This window comes from Deltaproteobacteria bacterium, assembly GCA_018668695.1.
Lineage (GTDB): Bacteria > Myxococcota > XYA12-FULL-58-9 > XYA12-FULL-58-9 > JABJBS01 > JABJBS01.
In genome coordinates this window covers 1-19,112 of record JABJBS010000337.1, presented here as the reverse complement: position 1 = coordinate 19,112, position 19,112 = coordinate 1, and the positions used below count along the sequence as shown (strand labels likewise).

At 49.6% G+C, this 19,112-nt stretch carries 16 protein-coding genes; 9 read left to right on the top strand and 7 right to left on the bottom strand.

Translation table 11 applies throughout. From position 1 onward, the window contains the following. From HOK28_19300 to HOK28_19290, 3 genes are all read right to left on the bottom strand, one after another. A partial coding sequence (locus tag HOK28_19300) for a hypothetical protein (GenBank protein MBT6435251.1) occupies positions 1–840 on the bottom strand: 840 nt, incomplete at its 3' end. A gap of 183 nt (positions 841–1,023) precedes the next feature. Further along, entirely contained in the window at positions 1,024–1,581 is a 558-nt protein-coding gene (locus HOK28_19295; GenBank protein MBT6435250.1) for a hypothetical protein, read from the bottom strand. Positions 1,582–1,619: 38 nt separating this feature from the next. Beyond that, on the bottom strand, positions 1,620–2,693 hold the full coding sequence (locus HOK28_19290; protein ID MBT6435249.1) for a hypothetical protein: 1,074 nt from the start codon (positions 2,691–2,693) through the stop codon (positions 1,620–1,622). Between the two features lie 173 nt (positions 2,694–2,866). Here HOK28_19290 and HOK28_19285 point away from each other — a divergent pair, with 173 nt between their 5' ends. Together HOK28_19285 and HOK28_19280 are read left to right on the top strand one after the other, a co-directional pair. Further along, positions 2,867–4,954 (top strand): tetratricopeptide repeat protein, encoded by a 2,088-nt coding sequence (locus HOK28_19285; protein MBT6435248.1) that lies wholly within the window; start codon positions 2,867–2,869, stop codon positions 4,952–4,954. Then, the gene (locus HOK28_19280) at positions 4,954–6,594 is read left to right on the top strand and encodes a glycosyltransferase (GenBank protein ID MBT6435247.1); all 1,641 of its coding nucleotides are present in this window, start codon (positions 4,954–4,956) and stop codon (positions 6,592–6,594) included. The genes HOK28_19285 and HOK28_19280 overlap by 1 nt, the downstream gene beginning before the upstream one ends. Here HOK28_19280 and HOK28_19275 read toward each other — a convergent pair. Continuing rightward, positions 6,580–8,049 carry a glycosyltransferase family protein gene (locus HOK28_19275; GenBank protein ID MBT6435246.1) on the bottom strand — a complete coding sequence of 490 codons (1,470 nt, stop codon included), beginning with the start codon at positions 8,047–8,049 and terminating at the stop codon, positions 6,580–6,582. The two genes, HOK28_19280 and HOK28_19275, sit on opposite strands and share 15 nt — an antisense overlap. 215 nt (positions 8,050–8,264) lie before the next feature. Between HOK28_19275 and HOK28_19270 the strand changes: the two genes are divergently transcribed. The 6 genes from HOK28_19270 (at position 8,265) to HOK28_19245 (ending at position 15,084) form a co-directional block, all read left to right on the top strand. Then, positions 8,265–10,157: a tetratricopeptide repeat protein gene (locus tag HOK28_19270; GenBank protein ID MBT6435245.1), complete on the top strand. Its 1,893-nt coding sequence runs from the start codon at positions 8,265–8,267 to the stop codon at positions 10,155–10,157. Positions 10,158–10,215: 58 nt separating this feature from the next. Next, the gene (locus tag HOK28_19265) at positions 10,216–10,785 is read left to right on the top strand and encodes a molybdenum cofactor guanylyltransferase (protein MBT6435244.1); all 570 of its coding nucleotides are present in this window, start codon (positions 10,216–10,218) and stop codon (positions 10,783–10,785) included. A gap of 12 nt (positions 10,786–10,797) precedes the next feature. Then, the gene (gene fdhD / locus HOK28_19260; protein MBT6435243.1) at positions 10,798–11,649 is read left to right on the top strand and encodes a formate dehydrogenase accessory sulfurtransferase FdhD; all 852 of its coding nucleotides are present in this window, start codon (positions 10,798–10,800) and stop codon (positions 11,647–11,649) included. Next, positions 11,646–12,038 (top strand): hypothetical protein, encoded by a 393-nt coding sequence (locus HOK28_19255; GenBank protein MBT6435242.1) that lies wholly within the window; start codon positions 11,646–11,648, stop codon positions 12,036–12,038. The genes fdhD and HOK28_19255 overlap by 4 nt, the downstream gene beginning before the upstream one ends. A gap of 180 nt (positions 12,039–12,218) precedes the next feature. After that, positions 12,219–13,739, top strand: a complete 1,521-nt coding sequence (locus HOK28_19250; GenBank protein MBT6435241.1) for an adenosylhomocysteinase — start codon at positions 12,219–12,221, stop codon at positions 13,737–13,739. 133 nt (positions 13,740–13,872) lie between these two features. Next, a complete protein-coding gene (locus HOK28_19245; GenBank protein MBT6435240.1) occupies positions 13,873–15,084 on the top strand; it encodes a sterol desaturase family protein in 1,212 nt (403 codons plus the stop codon). Here HOK28_19245 and HOK28_19240 read toward each other — a convergent pair. Then, complete coding sequence (locus HOK28_19240; GenBank protein ID MBT6435239.1) at positions 15,064–15,663, bottom strand: hypothetical protein; 600 nt, start codon at positions 15,661–15,663, stop codon at positions 15,064–15,066. The genes HOK28_19245 and HOK28_19240 overlap by 21 nt on opposite strands. Positions 15,664–15,775: 112 nt before the next feature. Between HOK28_19240 and HOK28_19235 the strand changes: the two genes are divergently transcribed. Then, positions 15,776–16,423: an HAD-IA family hydrolase gene (locus HOK28_19235; protein ID MBT6435238.1), complete on the top strand. Its 648-nt coding sequence runs from the start codon at positions 15,776–15,778 to the stop codon at positions 16,421–16,423. Positions 16,424–16,426: 3 nt separating this feature from the next. Here the strand turns inward: HOK28_19235 and HOK28_19230 are convergent, their stop codons facing one another. Together HOK28_19230 and HOK28_19225 are read right to left on the bottom strand one after the other, a co-directional pair. After that, positions 16,427–18,484 (bottom strand): sensor histidine kinase, encoded by a 2,058-nt coding sequence (locus HOK28_19230; GenBank protein ID MBT6435237.1) that lies wholly within the window; start codon positions 18,482–18,484, stop codon positions 16,427–16,429. 69 nt (positions 18,485–18,553) lie between these two features. Beyond that, positions 18,554–19,112, bottom strand: a 559-nt coding sequence (locus tag HOK28_19225; protein ID MBT6435236.1) for a molecular chaperone HtpG, incomplete at its 5' end; no start/stop codon positions are given.

Sequence of the window (19,112 nt, the reverse complement as noted above, 5' to 3'; positions counted from 1 at the left end):
TGAAAATCCGTAGAAGCCTTCAAAGCTAGAGGCATCTTCAGCAAAAACCAGGCTTGATGCGTTCGTGCCCGCTACATAAATACTGGATAGATTTGCGTACTTGCTGGCACCCGCAGACATCTTAGAAGGAACAACATCCAGTTCTAAGCCGCCGGCAAATTCCACAGTGTAAGTGGCATCGTTGTCGGAAGCTGTTGGCAGCGTCGTCGGTACATCGGTGTAATGCAAAGTGAAGGCATCGCCAAAATCAACGTGGGCCGTATCGCTTTCGAGATTCACGTGGGGGTACATCGGAGCCATGGAGTCTGTTGCATGAAAGATACGCATCGCGCCGCGGCTGATGCATGTGTTTGTGCCAATCAGTTCTACTTCAAAGCGGCCTGAAGAATCCGTGCTTTCAGGTCGCAGGCAAAGAAACTCTCCGGTAGGTGCTACTTCGATGCAGATTTGTGCTTTAGCACAGCCAACTGGGCAACCGGTTTCATCGGTTACGAGGCCAGTGAGGTAGCGTACTGTTTTGCCGCCCGCATCGCTGCAGGTGCTATCGAGTGCCGTGCTGATATCCGACTCATCAACGCCGCCATCGTCGCAATCTGTTACGGGAGCACATTCACCGTTGTTACCACCTGTGGTGCCGCCGCCAGTTTCATCTTGCACATCGCAAAGGCTACCACTGAATCCGTCTGGGCAATCACAGCTGGCACCACCATCGTCTGTAAGACTGCAAGTACCACCATTTTGGCATGGGTTGTCGGAGCAAAGGTCCGCGGTGTCGTCGCCGCCGCCGCATGCAGCCAATGCCATCGAAACGAAAAATACGAAAAACAGGTTCTTATTCATGGAAGATTTACCCCTTCAAGGTGGTTTGCTCTTAGACGACTCATGCCATCAAAAAATTGCTGGAAGATGACGTATCACGACCCGGGCCAGGGCGTTAAGATTTTAGAACATGAAAATCGGTCTATTTTGCGCAATTGGTCAAGGGTAAAAGCCCTCTTTTTGACGCATCGCCCCAAAGTTCAATCAGGGCTCGAGGTAATTGAGCGCCCGCTGAGCGGTCTCTCGTACTTCCAAATCGACGTGCTGGTTGAGTCTTTCCAGTAAAATTCGGCGACGATCGCTTCGATTCCCGTCAACTTCGCCACTTAATTGAGAAAGTAAGTCTAAAACAAAGCCACTTGGGGCATTTTTAAGTTCTTTTTCCGGTGTAAACTGAAAGAGTTCAAAGCGTGCCCACTCTACTGTTTCGAGGTTTCGGCTTTTAAGTAGAAACCGAACCAAAGGCTCACAAAGATGAGTACGTGAGTTACATTCCGCTTGAACATAGTCAAAAGCCACTTGTTGCAGGATAGGACTTGGATCGTGAACCATAATCCAAACGGCGGAGATTTGATAAGGGTTGTCTCGGCTCAACAAAAACTCGGCCGCAAAAGCTCGAGCCGCAGCCGAAGGATCGGTGAGCTTATACAAAAGATTTTCAGCTTGGTCGTGGGTTAAGCTCTCTGGTCTCTCCAGAGAAATCTTGGCGAGCATATCTTCATCGGGTGAAGCATAGCTGGGCATAGCCCACATCAGTGCCATGCAAATCCATCCCCCAAAAAAAGATCTGTACTTCAAACTCAAACATCTCCCAGCAGTTGGCTTGCAATGTCTGACCGAATCATATCACCGGTTCGATACAATGCGGTAGTAAACTGCGCATCCCGATAAAAACGTTCCACTGGAAATTCTTCGGTATAGCCATAACCGCCATGGAGCTGCAGAGCGTGATCGGCGGCTTTGAAGGCAGAATCTGCGGCAAATACGCGTGCCATACCCACTTCTCGAGATTTACGCGAAAGTGCCGCTCGTAAGACGAGAAGCCTTGCGCCATCGTTTTCCGTGACCATATCCGCAAGCTTAAACTGATTGGCTTGAAACATCGCGATCGGTTTACCAAATTGCTTACGCTCCATGCCGTACCGGGCACCCGCATCCAAGGAAGCCGCACCCAGACCAACTGCCAAAGCAGCCATACCTAAATCAAGATGAACCTGGGCAAGCTTTAACTGAGCCGCATCGAACCAGGCTGATTTTGGAATCGTAACATTGGTAAATTCCGCATTGGCAAAGCCCGTAGAGCGAAGACCTAGCCCATGAGTTTGGGCTTGGAGTGAAAGGCCCTTTGCATCACCAGAAACCAAGGCCATACCCTCTTCTTCACCACGCTTTGCGCGGACCAAGATCCACTTCGCGTGCTCTGAATTGGCGACCGCTTCTTTCACGCCATTGAGGACCAACGCATCTGCATCTTCACGAATATCAATTGGGGTCGCCCGGGCATCTACCCACGCAAGACTGGCAAACACCTCCCCTGCGGCGAGGTCTTGAACCAGAGCGGCGTGCTCATCACCGGCCTGGGCAAGCACTGCTGCACCGACCGAATGGACGACCAGCGAGAGGGCCAAGCCAGCGTCTCCCGTTGCGAGTGCTTCCACAGCCTGGACCCACTCCACCGAGCCAAAACCTGCGCCGCCCGCTGCTTCGGGCAATTCCAGTCCCAACAAGCCCAGGTCTCGGAGCCCATGTAAGGCGTCCATGGGAGTTTTTGCAGCCTGGCTCCAAGCCGTGGCATTCGGGGCAACCGCATCGGCTACAAACCGCGAGAGGGTGTCCGCAAGCATTTCTTGGTCTTCAGTGGGCTCAAACAGCATAACGTTCTCTTTCGATGGGGATCTCACTCTGACGCCAATACCCCAAAGCCATGGATTCGGCAATGGTGGCTTAAAAGTTGAACATCACTGAAATCTTACGACTTTTTTGCGTGTTCGACTGAGTTGTACTACGTGTTTCTTAAGGATTACGGGACTCAGGCGATTGTAGATAGATGGATAAGTTAAAGTGGGAAAATGCCAAGGTGGCGGTTGAAGAGATCACAGAGGTGCTCAAGACCCAGCCCCCTGAAATTTGTTACCCGTTGGTTCAGGTTGCACTCGAGCATTACCCTGAGATTGCCGAGCTTCACAGTATCGCCGGTGTCTGCTTCCTCCTTCAAAAAGAGCTCGAGACCGCTCTGGGTTATTTTGCTCATGCAGCAAAACTTGCCCCTAAAGAATTACGTTACCTCGTCAACCATGCGGAGCTACTTTCTCAATTAGACCGTAAAGATGAAGCCATCAAAATCTTCCAAGACGTTCTCAATCTCGACCCTCGATATGAGAGTGCCTACATTGGGCTTGGGAATATCCACCAAGAAGAGGGCAAGATGTCACTGGCGGCCGCAGAGTTCGCTCGGGCGGTACGTTTTAACCCACACTCCGTAGCAGCTCGTAATAACTACGCCGTAGCACTCGTCAAGCTGGGAAATTACGTAGATGCACTCGATGAAACTATACGTATTCTCAAAGTACAACCAGATCACAACACGTCATACAGGCGCCTGGCCAAACTCTTGGCTCATTTACACCGATTCGATGAGATCATCACCCATCTGGTAGAAGCTCTAAAGCTCTTTCCAGAGGACGCGTTTTTAATCCATGAATTAGGCAAAGCTTACGACCATACCAAAGAGCCCGAACTGGCCTTAAAGTACCTCGAAAAGGCTCATCGTATTTTACCCGAGCACCGCCATATCGCTTTAAACCTTAGTAAAGTCCTCCACGATACTGGCCGCATCGAAGAGGCCATCGATAAGCTCACTGATATTGCGCATGCCAATCTGGGAGACCACGGTATCTGGTCTAACCTGCTGATGCTCCATCAATACACCGACAAGATCTCACGCGAAGAGCGTTTTGAACTTCATCGAACATGGGCCCATCACCTCGAAGCACTGACTGAACCCTTGCTGCAGGGCCCGCTCCAAGAATCTGACAGGGAGCGCCCACTCCGCATTGGGCTCGTTTCTGCAGATCTTTGCCAACACCCTGTGGGTTATTTTTTGCTTCCATTGATTGAAAATCTTCCACCAGACTTAACCGTATACGGTTACCATAATTCGCCCCAGTCTGATGAGGTGACCCAAACGCTTAAAGAAGCTTGTGCTGGATGGCACGACATTAGAGATCAATCAGACACAGAGGTTGCCACTCAGATCCAGAAAGACAAAATTGATATCCTTCTAGACTTATCAGGGCACACGTCGGGGAATCGGTTAACGCTCTTTGCGCGTAAGCCCGCTCCACTGCAAGCCACGGGGCTCGGTTATGTGGATACGACCGGCTTATCTCGAATGGATTACATCATCAGTGATCAGTATCAATCACCAGCAGATGAGGACCATTTGTATACTGAAAAAGTGTGGAGGATGCCTGGCGACTACATCGTTTATTCTCCGCCGGTACACGCGCCTGAGGTCTCTGAATTACCAGCTCTAAGCAACGGATTCATCACTTTTGGTTCTTGCAATAAACCTGCAAAGATTGGCGATGCGACCATAGCGCTTTGGTCCAAAACGCTGAGCGCTCTTCCAGACTCAAGGCTGGTCTTACGAAATGTTGGTCTGGACCAAGAAAATATCCAGAAGCATTTGGTGGAACAATTTCGATGTTATGGCATTGAAAAAAGTCGAATCACCTTTTTAGGGCGAGCCTACCACTTCGATTTGCTCGACACCTACAATCAAATAGATATTGGTCTTGACCCCACACCCTACTCAGGCGGGTTAACCACCCTCGAGGCACTTTGGATGGGGGTTCCTGTTATCACCCAAGGTGGAATCAATTTCGCAAGCCGGCACAGCATCACCCATCTCAACAATGCAGGGCTATCTAACTGGGTCACGAAAAACGACGATACGTTTATAGAACAGGCATTCTACTGGTCGACCCACCTAGAAGAGCTTCAAGAATTACGACAAAACCTGAGAGAGCAGTTACGCCTTTCCAAAGCATGCGACGGTCAAGCTTACGCACAAAATTTCACTCAATTTGCTCGCACAATATGGAAGCAATATGTGGACGAAAATCTTCGCTAATGGATTACCTTGACCGAAACTTAAGTGCGCTCAGCCACCTCTACCCTGACTTCCTGGCACGACTCTGCGAAGCATTCAGCGACAAACACCTGCTCAAGCAAGCCGAGGGACAAGTCAGTTACGTTCACGGACTTTCAAGTTATTCACTTAACCTTTCCTCGGGCTCTATCTTTGTTCTTAGAGAAGCTGTCCCCGCCGCGGCTGAAGTTTTACTTGCCGGTGTTGGACTTGGTGAACACCTCTTAACGCTTATTCAAGATAGCTCTGACGAAATCATCTGGCACGTCTGGGATGATGACCCTGCTTTGTGGCGAGAGGCGCTCAGTCGCTACGACCTTCGAGTGGCTATCTTCAGTGGTAAACTCAAACCTTACCTAGGAATCGACCTTGTCACTCACCGTGAGCAACTCTCCACCCTACCCATTGTTGGGCACCCCATTCTCGAACATTTTTATCGACTGCAGCTCGACTTTTTAAAATCTGATCCCCGAGACAAAAAATGCCTCCTCTGCGAAGGGGAACTTTTTGTGGAAGATATTGCTCAAACTCTACGGCACCAAGGTTATGCCATCTATCCCTGGGCAACGAATCGGCTTAGTCTAGATGAAGTCAAACGATGCCTTGAAATTTACCAACCCGATCTCGTGATGGCGGTGAATTTTCGCAAGGGACTCGGAGAAGTCAGCAAGCTTACCAACGCACCGGTGGTCTGCTGGGAGATTGACCCTGCGGTAGACACGCCTCCAGAAGCCCCAGAGCACTGCAACGGCCTCCACATTTTTACTTATCGGCGCCCCCACGTTGAGGATTACAAATCTTCGGGCTATCCCAATGTGCGTTTTCTACCCCTCGCCACCAACCCTGCGACACGCCACCCGCTACGAGAAGCACCCGACACACCTTCACCCTATCGAACTTCCGTAAGTTTTGTGGGGGCGAGCATGCTTGAACAAGGCCGAATGCTTCTCCAAGAATTCGTCAACATGTACCCAAGCTTCCTCAAACCAGAGGCGACCCCGCGACATGCAGATGAAATCCTCGGCATCTTAACAACTGTCATCAAGAAGCAACGAGAAGACCTATCTACCTACTCACTCGATCACACACTTTGGGAGGCTCTACCAGAGCTCAAAAGGCCAGCTCCTGGAACCGTAGACCCAGAGAAACTCGTTTCCGAAATCTGTGCTGCTCACAAACGCATGGACTGGCTTGAAAGCCTCGCTCCACAAGAAATTGCAGTTTGGGGAGACACTGGCTGGCAAGAGAGCACTGAGCTTAATTACCGAGGCACCGCAGGACACTCTCAAGAACTCACTCTGATTTACAGCAACAGCCTCATTAACATAGATATTGGAAGACTGTATCAAAATGACATTATGACCATGCGGCTATTCGACGTGATGGCATGCCAGGGTTTCTTACTCACTGAGTACAACGACGAGATTGTTAAATGGTTTGAGCCAGGAGTTCACCTCGATGTTTACCGCACACCCGAGGAGCTGGCCGAAAAGATTCAGTACTATCTCCAACACCCCGACAAGGCTCATTCAATAGGGCAGGCTGCCCGAGAAAAAATCCTGGAGAACCATACCTTCTCAAAAAGATTCGAAGAGATTTTTATGAATCTAGGTTCCGACTAGCTTATTCAGCGCTTGCATGACATCCATGATCACGGGCTTCCACTCACCACGTTCACGTTGACGAAAAAGGCGCATGGACGGATACCAACTGCAAGCCCCACCCTTCGTGCCCCATCTCCAATCAACCACAGTGGACAAAACCACCCAGACCTCACACCCTAAAGCGCCCGCAAGGTGGGCTACTGCTGTATCTGAGGTAATCAAAAGGTCGAGCTCGCTGAGACAATAAGCCGTTTCTACAAAGGCATCATCTCCAGTATCTAGAAGGTGGCCCAGCACCGTCACGGCTTCATCCGGTAACTCTTGAAGCTGCTCTTCTCCAAAACCTTTCTGAATACTAACCAGGTTAATATCTTGACGCTCCCAGACCGGCTTAAAATGACTCAATGCGAGTGAGCGAAAATTATCGTGCGGAAAATCCGGGGAACCCTGAAAGTTAAGACCAACTTTCAGCTTGTCACCCTTTGGTAATAAATCTCGCCAAGGCCCGGCGCGGGAACCCTCAGGAAGTACCAACCAGCTTTCGTTGGCCGGCACATCATCCGATTCCAAGTTTAGCTGGTCCGGGCAACTCATTAACCACTCGTAAAAATCAACATCGACCCCGTGCTGTGCCTCATCGGTCACCTGATCCACATGCGGTGCAGCCTTTATCAAGCGGTGAAGACGAGGGTGGCACTGCACTGTAATCTCGGCTCCAAGTTGTTTGAGCCTTACCGTACAAGCAAGCATCTGGAATAGATCTCCAAATCCTTGTTCACTGATTATAAGAATCTTTTTACCGTGAAGCTCTTCTCCTCGCCAACGAGGAACACCCTCGGGGACAGGGGGCTTGTCCATCTGCTTTAAATCGAAACGGCTCTCGTAATATCCAAAACCTCTCCGCCAACGGCCACTTGCCAAATAGGCAAGCGCTGCATTCCATTTCACTTCAGCATCGTCAGGAAACTCTCGAACAAGTGTCTCATAGTGGGATAAAGACTGTTCGTGTTCGCCCATGTCACGCAGCAGGTTAGCCAGATTGAACTTTGTAGAAGCATCCTGTGGCTGAATCATCAATGCTGTTCGAAAGGATGCGATGGCCTCGGTCCATTGACCTTGAGCCACTCTCGCATCCGCTAGATTGTTATGAACCGGAGCAAGATCTGACCGCAAACGAATACTTTGTGTGTACGCCTCTATGGCACCGCCGATGTCGCCATCTCTGCGTTTAGCAATACCGAGATTGTTAAGAACTTCCGGGTCATCACCACTTAGGCTTAGAGTCTTTTCCAGAGCTTCGATACTTACTTTAAAATCCCCGAGCTGCAGGGCGCATAACCCTCGAATCTGCCAAGTCATCGCGTCATCAGCTGAACCTTGGAGACTTCGCCCACAATGCTCGAGAGCCGTTTGGTAGTCTCCTTTTTGAAAGGATTCCATAGCCAACTGGCGCGATTGATCACTTTGAGACATCTCAATTCCTCTAAAAGATAAAGGGCGAAGCTTTGACGATGATCGTCAAGAACCCGCCAACACTTCATCCGGATTGCCAGAGCGCTTCTCACTGATATCATCGCGGCATCCTTAACCATTTGCAATAATTGAACCTTTTCGCACCCATAATTCTCATTAGAATTACGTCTGGGCTGGCATGGATCATGCTTTCCATTAGTTTGGAGGTGGACGGCGTGGCACATGACAAATTTGATTCACTCGCATCGCTCTATGAGAGCAGCGAAGATTTTTCGGCTTCAAACGATGAAGATCAGCTCTGGTATCTCGACCACAGAGGGTACCAAGATCAGCAGATTCACCAAATCATGAGTGCCGCGGGAAACTTTTATCAGGCGGGGAATTTCCCTCTGGCGGAGACCATGTACCGCCAGGCTCTGGAGATTAACCCCAGCAACGCTCGAATTCTTTGTATGCTTGGCAAAGTGCTCAAAGCTATGGAAGTCTTCGATGAAGCTCTAAAAATGCTACAGGCCGCGCTTCTCCAAAATAGCCAGAGCGCTCTGATTCACGCAGAACTTGGCGATATCTACCGCCTCATGCACCGCCCTCACGAGGCCATGGCCCATTTGATAACCGGGTTAGAGCTGGCCCCTGACTCTTCATTTATCCACCAAACCATGGGTCGTTTTTTTGCAAGTCACCACCAACTTGAACGAGCAGCCAGTCACTACCGCACGAGCCTAACCAGCGATCCTGCGAACCAAGAAGCTATGATCGAAGTGGCTGAGGTATACGAGAAGCTTGGCCGCCATGGTCATGCTCTTCGGCAGTACAAACGAGCTCTTGAGATGTCTCCGGACGATCCAGACGTACACTCCAGACTGATTCGGCTCTATTGCAAAATGCCTGATGCGCCGCCGAAGGCGCTCAGTGACGCAACGATGCGCTGGGCTCAAAGCCAGCGTTCAACATCCGCCTCGATCACGCGACTTTACCCCAACAGCCGGTTGCCCGGACGCCAACTTAAGGTGGGCTATCTGTGCTCTCCCGAGGAGCGGCCAACCCGTCGTTTTTCAATCGAAAGTATGTTGTCTCATCATGAGCCTGGCGAAGTGGAGGTTTACTATTACGGAGAGCAGCCACTTGAGTTCGACCCATTTTTTGAAACACGACAAACCGCTCAAAAAAGCAATCTCGTGATTGCTCAAATGGTGGTCACAGATCAAATTGATATTCTCGTAGATCTCTCAGGGCATGGCCCATCATCACATATGGGCATCTTCGCGTTTCAACCAGCTCCGCTTCAGCTTAGCTTCGGTGGCCTCTCAGGAACCACCGGTCTTGCCACCGTAGACTATGTTATTACCGACCGCTTCAGACACCCTGTAAGCGAGCAACCCCAGGGCCCCGAAGAACTCGTACGCATGCCTCATGGTAATTGGTTTTACTCTCCTCAACACTGGAGCCCGGAGGTGAGTGCATTGCCTGCATTGGAGCAAGAGCAAATCACCTACGGATACTGCGGCGAACTCTCGCGCTTAAGTGAAAACAGCCTAAAGGCTTGGACGCGAATCGTTTGCGGAACCCCTGGTGCTCGGCTCATGATTCAAGCTCCTGGCCTAGAGGAAGTTCCAACAAAAGCGAGGCTTCTTTCGACGTTTTCCAAAATGGGACTGCCTGAAAACCGGGTAGAGCTGGTGGGCACTTTGCCACACCTCGACATGCTCAATCTCTACTCGAAAATCGACATAGGCCTAGACCCATTCCCTAACTCTGATGATCTCTTTACGGCTGAAGCCATGTGGCATGGGGTTCCTGTTGTCTTGCTTCATGGAGAAACCTTTTCGAGTCGCGTCTCGGTTGTTTATCCCACCACCGCGGGTCTCAAACGACTCGTCACCACTGACTCTGAATCCTATGTTCAGGCCGCTTTTAGACTCTCCGAGGATTTGGAAGAATTGGCAAAGTTAAGAATGTCTCTTCGAGGCAACCTACGCCAACGCCCCACATTCCAGGCCTCATGGTTTGTTCAAAATTTAGAAACAGCCTACCGGCACCTCTGGAAACAATGGTGCTCAAAGGTGGCACCTGTGAGCCGACATCTCGCCTACAAGACTTTTCACTGATGTCTCTTTCGACTCTCCCGTTTTTGATCTTGTCTGAGGCTTTGGGCTAGGCTCTGCCATGCAACCAGATGCTTATATCTTGGCTGGCGGAAAGAGTCTTAGGTTTGGTGAAGGCGATAAAGCCTTGGCCATGCTCGATGGGCAAACTCTGTTAGAACGAACAGCCGGGCTGATAAGGCCTCAATGCCGCAGTATTACGTACGTTGCCGAGAGCCTTAGCCGATACAAAGGCTTTAGCGATTCGGTCATCGCAGACCGTTTGCCTGCTCTGGGTCCTTTAGGCGGGATCGACGCCGCATTAAGGCATCAAGGAAACGAACCATGGGCTTTTATCTGTCCTTGTGATCTAGGTTATGTGGGGCCTGCATGGCTCCAAAGCTTGACTCAACATGCAACACCCGAGAGTGATGCTGTGGTTTTTCGCGGAGAGCGCTTTGAGCCTCTTTTTACGCTCTATCACCGCCGAATACTGCCTCTGGTTGAAGAACATATTCACGAGCAAAAGTTAGCGCCGCACCATCTTTTCCCGAAAATCAATAGCGTTATTTTACCACTGCCCCCCAACTGGCCAACTGAGCCTTCATTTAATACCCGAGAAAGCCTTGAAGCGTTTAAAGATAAGGCCTAGGGCTAATCTCACATGAATAAAAAGCAACGCATCACGCCAATCACCCGCGTCCTTAACGAAAAAGCCGAAGCCACTGCCGATGAAGTAGTCGTCGAAGCACCGTTGTCTATGAGTCTTCGTTTGCGTCATGGTGAAGAGCTTGAAACCAAAAGCATCGCGGTTACCATGCGGACACCTGGAGACGACAAGTTTTTATGTGCTGGCTTTTTACTCACAGAGGGCATCATCACGACGGGCCTGGCGATCGAAGAGATCACAACCGAAGAGCTGGGCAATGATGTTTCAAGAGCGCAAGTTCGGATCGCCGCCGGCTATAAGCTCGACCCTAAAAAGCTGGAGCGCAACATTTACACAAACTCAAGTTGCGGGATGTGCAGTAGGTCGACACTTGAAAGTATTGAAGTCCATGCACCAAGCCTGGAGAATCAAGAAGGCCCGCGGCTCCAGTACAATCAGCTTTTTGACTTTCCAAAGAAGCTGGCCGCAGCGCAGCTTAGTTTTAATCGAACCGGCGCAATGCATGCCGCAGCCTTGTTCAACACGGCCGGGGATTGCATTGACGTACAAGAAGATGTGGGTCGTCATAACGCTCTAGACAAAATCATTGGCAAGGCGTTGCTTCATGACGATCTGCCACTTCGTGATCTCACCCTGCTACTGAGCGGCCGGGCCGGTTTTGAATTGCTGCAAAAGGCTCATGTGGCTGGACTCTCGATGGTCGTAGCTTTAGGCGCTCCGACCAGCCTCTCAATTGCATTGGCGCACCGAGCCGGGATCACGTTGGTTGGCTTTCTTAAAGATGGCCGGTTTAATATTTACACCCACCCCCAGAGAATCGTCACCCCGTCAGAGGACAGCTTATGAAACTGCGCATCCGCTCCAACAGCATTCGCTTAAGATTAGAGAAAAAGGAAGTCGCCGCATTGGCACAAACTAAACGTGTACAGGAAACAACACGCTTGGGTCCTGCCACAACCGACGTTCTCATCTATGCCCTGGCCACGCACCGCGGCACCGATGAGGTTCGCGTTCAGTGGGGGAACGGTTCCCTTGAGCTAAGTATTCAAGAAGCACTTGCCACTGAGCTCAACGAGACCGATCGGGTCTCTATTGAGACAACTTTGGACTTCTCAGGCGAAACTCTAAAAGTGTTGATTGAGAAGGATTTTAAGTGTCTGACGATCCGCACAGGGGAAGACGAGCGCGATAACTACGAAAACCCCCAAGAAATGCATGAATATCACCCAAAATGATTGATTTTTGCAGTTAATACCTTGAAAAGAAGTGCCCAGATCGCACATTGTGCTTCTAGGGAAGCGGCGGGATTACGCGGCAAATCAGTAACAAAATCGCTCTTTTGTAGGGAGCGCCCGGGGTAATTGGTCGGTCCACTTATCCACCACCGATGAGTTAAACAAGCTCAGGAGAACTTCATGACACAGGCTGTTGCAATGGAAACCAGCAAAAAATTTCTCAGTACCGGCGAGGTACTATTTTCAGACTACCCTTTCAAAGTAAAAGACCTTTCCGAAGCGACTGTTGCATTTGGCCGCAAGGAAATCGAATTGGCAGAATACGAAATGCCTGGTCTTATGGCGCTTCGCGAAGAGTATGCTGGAAAGAATCCACTTAAAGGCGCGCGGATCATGGGCTCATTGCACATGACCATTCAAACCGCTGTTTTGATGGAAACACTGGTTGAACTCGGCGCAGACGTTCGCTGGGTTTCTTGTAACATCTTCTCAACTCAGGACCATGCTGCTGCTGCTGTTGCAATTGGCCCTAACGGAACGATCGACAAACCAGCAGGTATTCCAATTTACGCTTGGAAAGGCGAAACACTGGAAGAATACTGGTGGTGTACCCTTCAGGCACTTCGGTTCCCTGACGGCGGCGTGCCCAACCTCATCCTCGATGACGGCGGCGATGCTACATTGCTTGTTCACAAAGGCTTTCAGTTTAACAACGAAGGTAAAGTGCCAAGCCCTGAGAGCACCGACAACAAGGAAGAGCAGGTTATCTTGCATCTTCTCAACGAACTTCAAGCCATCGACGGTGCCTTCTGGAAGCCATTCGCTGAATCTATCCGCGGTGTTTCTGAAGAAACCACAACGGGTGTTCACCGCCTCTACGAAATGCAGAAAGATGGAACCCTCCTCTTTCCAGCGATTAACGTGAACGACTCTGTAACTAAGAGCAAGTTTGACAACGTTTACGGATGCCGTCACTCACTTGTGGACGCTATCATGCGTGCTACCGATGTACTTATCTCTGGTAAGCGTTCATTGGTTTGCGGCTACGGAGACGTAGGCAAAGGCAGTGCAGCTTCTTTGAATGCTCAGGCAGCAAAAGTTTCAGTTACTGAAATTGATCCTATCTGCGCACTTCAGGCTTGTATGGACGGTATCGACGTCATCACTATGGAAGACGCAATCGAAAAAGGTTTTGATATCTACTGCACGGCAACGGGCAACAAAGACATCATCACTGCCGACCACATGATGCGCATGAAAGACAAAGCCATCGTTTGCAACATCGGTCACTTCGACAACGAAATCGATATGGCAGGTCTTGAAGCCATGGCTGAAAAAGGCGACGTCGAAAAGATTGAGATTAAGCCTCAGGTTCATGAGTGGAAGTTCAAAGCAACGGGCAAGAGCATCATCGTTCTCGCCGAAGGCCGTTTGGTAAACCTCGGTTGTGCAACCGGTCACCCAAGCTTTGTAATGAGTAACTCATTTACAAACCAAGTGATTGCACAAATTGAGCTTCACGAGCGCGCTGAAGATTACGGCAAGAGCGTTATTACGCTTCCAAAACACTTGGACGAAAAAGTAGCTCGTCTCCACCTTGAAAAGTTTGGTGTTAACCTCACCGAGCTCTCCAAGGAGCAGGCAGATTACATCGGCGTTGAAGTAACTGGGCCATACAAGCCTGGTCACTACCGTTACTAAGCGGTAGCGCTTCCAAGCGTTTGAACTATAGCAAAAAGAAAACGGGGTCTTAGGATCCCGTTTTTTTTATCCCCACGAAAAAAAACCGTCGATTCATAGCTCAAGCGAATTCTATCCCCTACACTTACGGGGTATGAACGTTATATCCGTAGCCATTCCAGTTTTCTTTGTGATGATTGCCATCGAATGGTTTATCTCTCACAAACGCGGACTCGGACTATTCAAGCTCAGTGACACTCTCTCGAATTTATTCTGCGGTGCGGGCTCTCAAATCATCGGTGCAATTTCAGCGATAACGACCCTCGCTCTCTATGTTTGGACTTTCGAAAATATCACACCGTTTAAGTGGTCCACCAATGCACTCTGGGAATGGGTGGTTTGTGTTCTATTGGTAGACCTTGGTTACTATTGGTTTCACCGCGCCTCTCACCGGGTTCAAATATTTTGGGCGTGCCATATCGTTCATCACCAAAGCGAGGAGTACAATCTCTCCGTCGCTTTACGACAAAGCTGGTTCGGCGGTTTTATTGGTTGGGTTTTCTACATTCCTTTGGTCTTGATCGGTTTTACGCCCGTGATGGTTCTCTCTGCCAAGCTCATCAATCTTCTTTACCAGTTTTGGGTACATACTCGGCTCGTTAAAACAGTGGGAGTGTTGGAGCTCTTTCTCGTCACCCCGTCCAATCACCGCGTCCACCATGGTTGCGACGAGCGGTCCCTGGATACAAACTACGGTGGAATCTTCATTGTCTGGGATCGAATGTTTGGAACGTTTACCGCGGAAGAAACCGAGCCTCCCTACGGCACGGTAAAACCTCTCGCAAGCTTCGACCCCTTACGCGCCAATTTAGACGGGTGGCTGACCATTGGGAAGCTCTTTAACAAAGCTTCAAATATCCAAGAGAAGCTCTATGCTTTCTTCGCCCCACCCGAATGGTACCCCAAAGCGAGTACGGGTTATGAGGGTTTACTGGAAGGCGTCTCAGAGCGCGAAAAATACTCAAGCAGCACTACCCTTCAACAAATGCTCTACGTATTGGTTCACTTCAGTTCAGCCTCACTGGCCCTGACTGCATGGCTCAACTGGAAAGATCCCGAGCTACTCGTCTTCAAAACGCTTGCAGGTTCTATCTTCATTTTTGGCTTTACGGCCTGGGGAAGTTGGTTGTCTAACCGGCCCAGCTGGAAGCTCTGGGAGCTGTTTCGACTCGCGGCAATGACGGGATTCTTAGGGTGGGCCCTGGGACCTGCTTACGGACTCTCTATAGGGCTACTGGATTTAGCTTGGTTTGTAATCGTAATCCGAGCTCAGCCTGAAGTCGGCTCAGTCGGTACGAGCAAGTAAGAAGTAGTTTGGAGTCTTCTGGCCGTGCTTGTAAGCACAACCAATGGTGACGTGATTGGAAACCTTTCTTAGGTAATCAATCATCTTGCTGTAAACCAGCTGCTGGATTCCATCTTCGTTACGCTTAATCTTTGGCCATCCCCGAGCAAGCCTCGATTCAACGGGAGGCACTTTATAATAATTCACACCGACCTCACCGCGTGGCTCAAAATATTCAGCAACGAAATAACCAGGTCCAATCAAGTGCCGTGTGAGGCCTTCATTGTAACCGTAAAGAACCGAATCATCCTCGGTGGGCCTAATAAAGCGTTTTTGAAAGTGAGTGAAAAGCGGTAATGAATTCTTGCCCTCGTGCACCACTTCCGTATCGCGCGGAATGTGGTCCGGGACAATATCCGTTAAGCGGCTGACTCGGCCGATGGATGCTTCCCATAAACGAGCCTGCTGTCGCCCTGTCATGGCGTGGACGGCTCCAACGCGTTCAACGTGGGTCATCGCATCGAGTTCACGTCCCAAAAGCTCTATGTCGATTTGGCGTGGTTTCAATAAAGCCTGAGTGATTCGTTGTGCTTGATTCATAGAAATCTACCTACAGCGATTACTCCCCCGTTGTCTACGTCGAGGGCAACTGCTAACACCAATTTACAAATCTGATGCACGCGCCAAAAATTAGACGTAGCGAGGAATGCTCATGACTATAAAAGCCTGTCTTTTTGACCTTGATGGCACTCTTGTCGACTCAATGGAGCTTATAGTGGCATCATTTCGTGAGACCGCTTTACATTTTTTAGGTAAATCACCACCCGACTCCGAGCTAATCGCTGGGATCGGAACGCCCCTTAAAGAGCAATTAAGTACGTTTAGCAGTGACCCCGTAGAGTGTGATGCAATGCGGGAGTACTTCGCCGCCTACTATATCAAGAATCACAATGCTCACGTGAAGCTATTTGCAGGCGTCGATACCGCCTTGGCTACGCTCAAAGCATCGGGGCAAAAAATGGGCATCGTCACCAGTAAAAACGATGTTGGGGCAATGCGGGCACTTAAGCATTGCAAAATCGAATCCTACTTTGACACAATCATGACCATCGACAGCACAGACATTCATAAACCAAACCCCGAACCCGTTTTTAAAGCTTTGGGAAATCTCGGAGTTAAAGCCAGCGAGGCCGTTTTTGTTGGCGACTCAACCCATGATCTTAAAGCGGGCCGAGCAGCATCGTGTTTCACTGTGGCTGTTAGCTGGACAGTTTTTGATAAAGACAAGCTAAATGCCTGCAATCCAGATCTGTGGATACAAACCACCGCAGAGATCGCCAATCTGAATCAACGATTTTAGATTCTAGCTGTGAACAGGAACCGTAAACGAAACGGAGGTTCCGCCCTGGTTTCGATTCTCGATCCAAATATTCCCGCCATGCTCCTCAACAATACCTTTGCATATAGCGAGACCAAGGCCCGAGCCCCGATGGCTTCGAGTATGACCCATATCAACTTGCCGAAATCCCTGAAACACAACCTCGAGGGCTTCTTTCGAGATCCCTGGTCCTTCATCGGTAATGGTAAACCGTGCCATCCCCGCGTCTGTGACCTCCGGACTTAAGTCTATAGAAACTTTGCTACCATCCGGTGAGAATTTATAAGCGTTATCAAAAAGATGAAGCAAAACATTTAAAATGTAGTTCTCATCACAAGCCAACCACACCGGCTCCGTGGCTTGCCCCCTAAAATGAGGCTTGATGCAGCTTTTGTGCCTCTCTGTCACCAAGACAGATGCGTCATGCACAAGGTCCTGAGCGCTGACGCGTTCGGTAGCCAACTTAAGAAAACCCGCTTCAATCTGAGCGTAATCCAGTACACCCGATAAAATATTGTTGAGTTCGTGAGCCGAATCTTGGACTCGATTCAGCATGACCCGTTGCTCGGACATACTGACTTCAAGTGGCTGAAACGCAACCACATACATCTGGTCTTCACAATCAGGACAGTGAGCCACACGAGGGTCGTCCATAGTCGTTAGTAAATCATCTTGAAACTGAATACTGCACGCTTTGCATTCCCATAGGTAATCACAAGAGATTGCTTGCAGTACCAAGGGTGGCAAATTGAGAAGCGCGTTTAACGGTGTTCGAACCTCATGAGACATGTTTGCCAAAAAGTGACTTTTCACCATATTGGCTTCGTGAGCCTCGTCAAGAGCCAAGGCCAGCTGCTCGTGGCTGCTTCGAAGTGCCCGCGCAGCTGCATTGCGCTCACCTTGTAAGATTTGAATTTTATCTGCCAAAGCAAAAGCAACCAATGTGGCCCCCGCAATGCTTCCCAGAATCTGCATAGCATCAATAAGAAATGTGCTCGGCAAAATTCCTTTTTTCTGCAGGCCGCCTAAAATCGTGGCACTAAGTAAGATGGGCCAGGCCATCAAGAAGAAACGAGCGGGCCGATAGCCTGAGCGCCAGCGCATAAACGCGCCGATGAAAACAATCACAGGGCTCACAATCACAATGGGAATCGTCAGCCGGACTGCCTGATTATAGTGCAAAAAGAAGCTGGCGGTTCCAATGACGACGTAGCCAATAAAGAGCAACTTAAAAACCTTATGCCAAAAAGCGCTCCAAGATTTGATTTCGAGAAAGTTCAATCCAAAAATAAACACGCACCCGTTGCAATAGGCTAAAAGCGGAGGGATGGTCATGTTTCCGAGATAGGGATTCTCTGGAAACAAATAGCGCAGCGTATCCCCATTCAACGCTGAGTTGGTCAAAAGAATCAGCAATAAGAAAATACTACAAAGCAAGTATTGAATATCTCGCAGGCTGATAAAAATTAAGAAGTGGTAAAAAAACATCGCCAGCATGATGCCGTAAAAACATGCCCAGAGCGCAGTATCTTCTAAAGCATAAGTATCAAAAGCGGACTCAACCTCGAGGAACAGAGGCATTTGCATCGAGCCATGGGTTTGAGCTCGGATCCAAAACGTTGCTCTCTCCCCCTTTTCCAAGACAATCGGGAAATGAATGCTTTTATGGGGTCTATGCTTATTGGTGAACGGAATATGATCCCCGCCGTACCGAGGGCTGCTTGGGTAACCTTCTCTATCCAGGTAAATTCGAAAATTATCAATCAGGCCGTAGCGGTTTGAAAATACCAAATTACTCTCGTCGAGCGCATTGGTGACTTCAACTTTAAACCAATAAGCTGAGTCGGAGATCCCAAAATTAGGAACATCTCGTTTGTGCTTCTGAAATTTCGCATCGAACTGACCAGAACGTAACTGCGCAATGGTCACTTCACCGGACTGGTCCTCGAAATAGATGACATGTGGACCAAGCTCTAAACTTGGCTGGTCTAGCACCACGCCCATGGTGGATGTTGCCAGCATCAATGCAAAGAGCTGCATCATCGATAGTCATCTCCTTTAAGGGTAATGCTATCGATTGTTTGAGGCTAACGCCACCGGTGGACTCAGGCTTTAAAGCGCACGGACCATTAGGTTAGAAACAAGCTTTGTGAAGGCTGTTGGGTCGTTGAGCGTCCCACCTTCGGCCAAAAGTGCTTGTCCATGTAGGAGCTGTGCATACTCTCCAATTGCTGGATCTTCAGCATTGGCGTCTACTTTACCGCGCAGCTTCTCAAGGATGGGATGATTCGGATTAACTTCCAAAATACGCTTACTGGCTGGAACACCCTGCCCCATGGCACTCATGAGCTGAGCCATCTGAGGAGACATATCATCTTGATCCACAACCAAGCATGCAGGAGATGAGGTCATTCGGTTCGTTAAACGAACTTCTTTCACCTCGTTGTCGAGCAACGCCTGAAGCTTCTCTAAAAGCGATTTAAAGTTTTCTTCGCTCTTCTTAAGGTCTTCCCGCGCTTTTTCCTTTTCCTCTTCGGTACCGAGGTCGACTTCACCCTTGCTGATAGAAGCAAAATTGAGGTCTTCGTATGCAGGTGCGCGCTCTAGCCAAACTTCATCAACCGGATCGGTGAAGAAGAGAACTTCGTATCCCTTGTCTTTGAAAGACTCG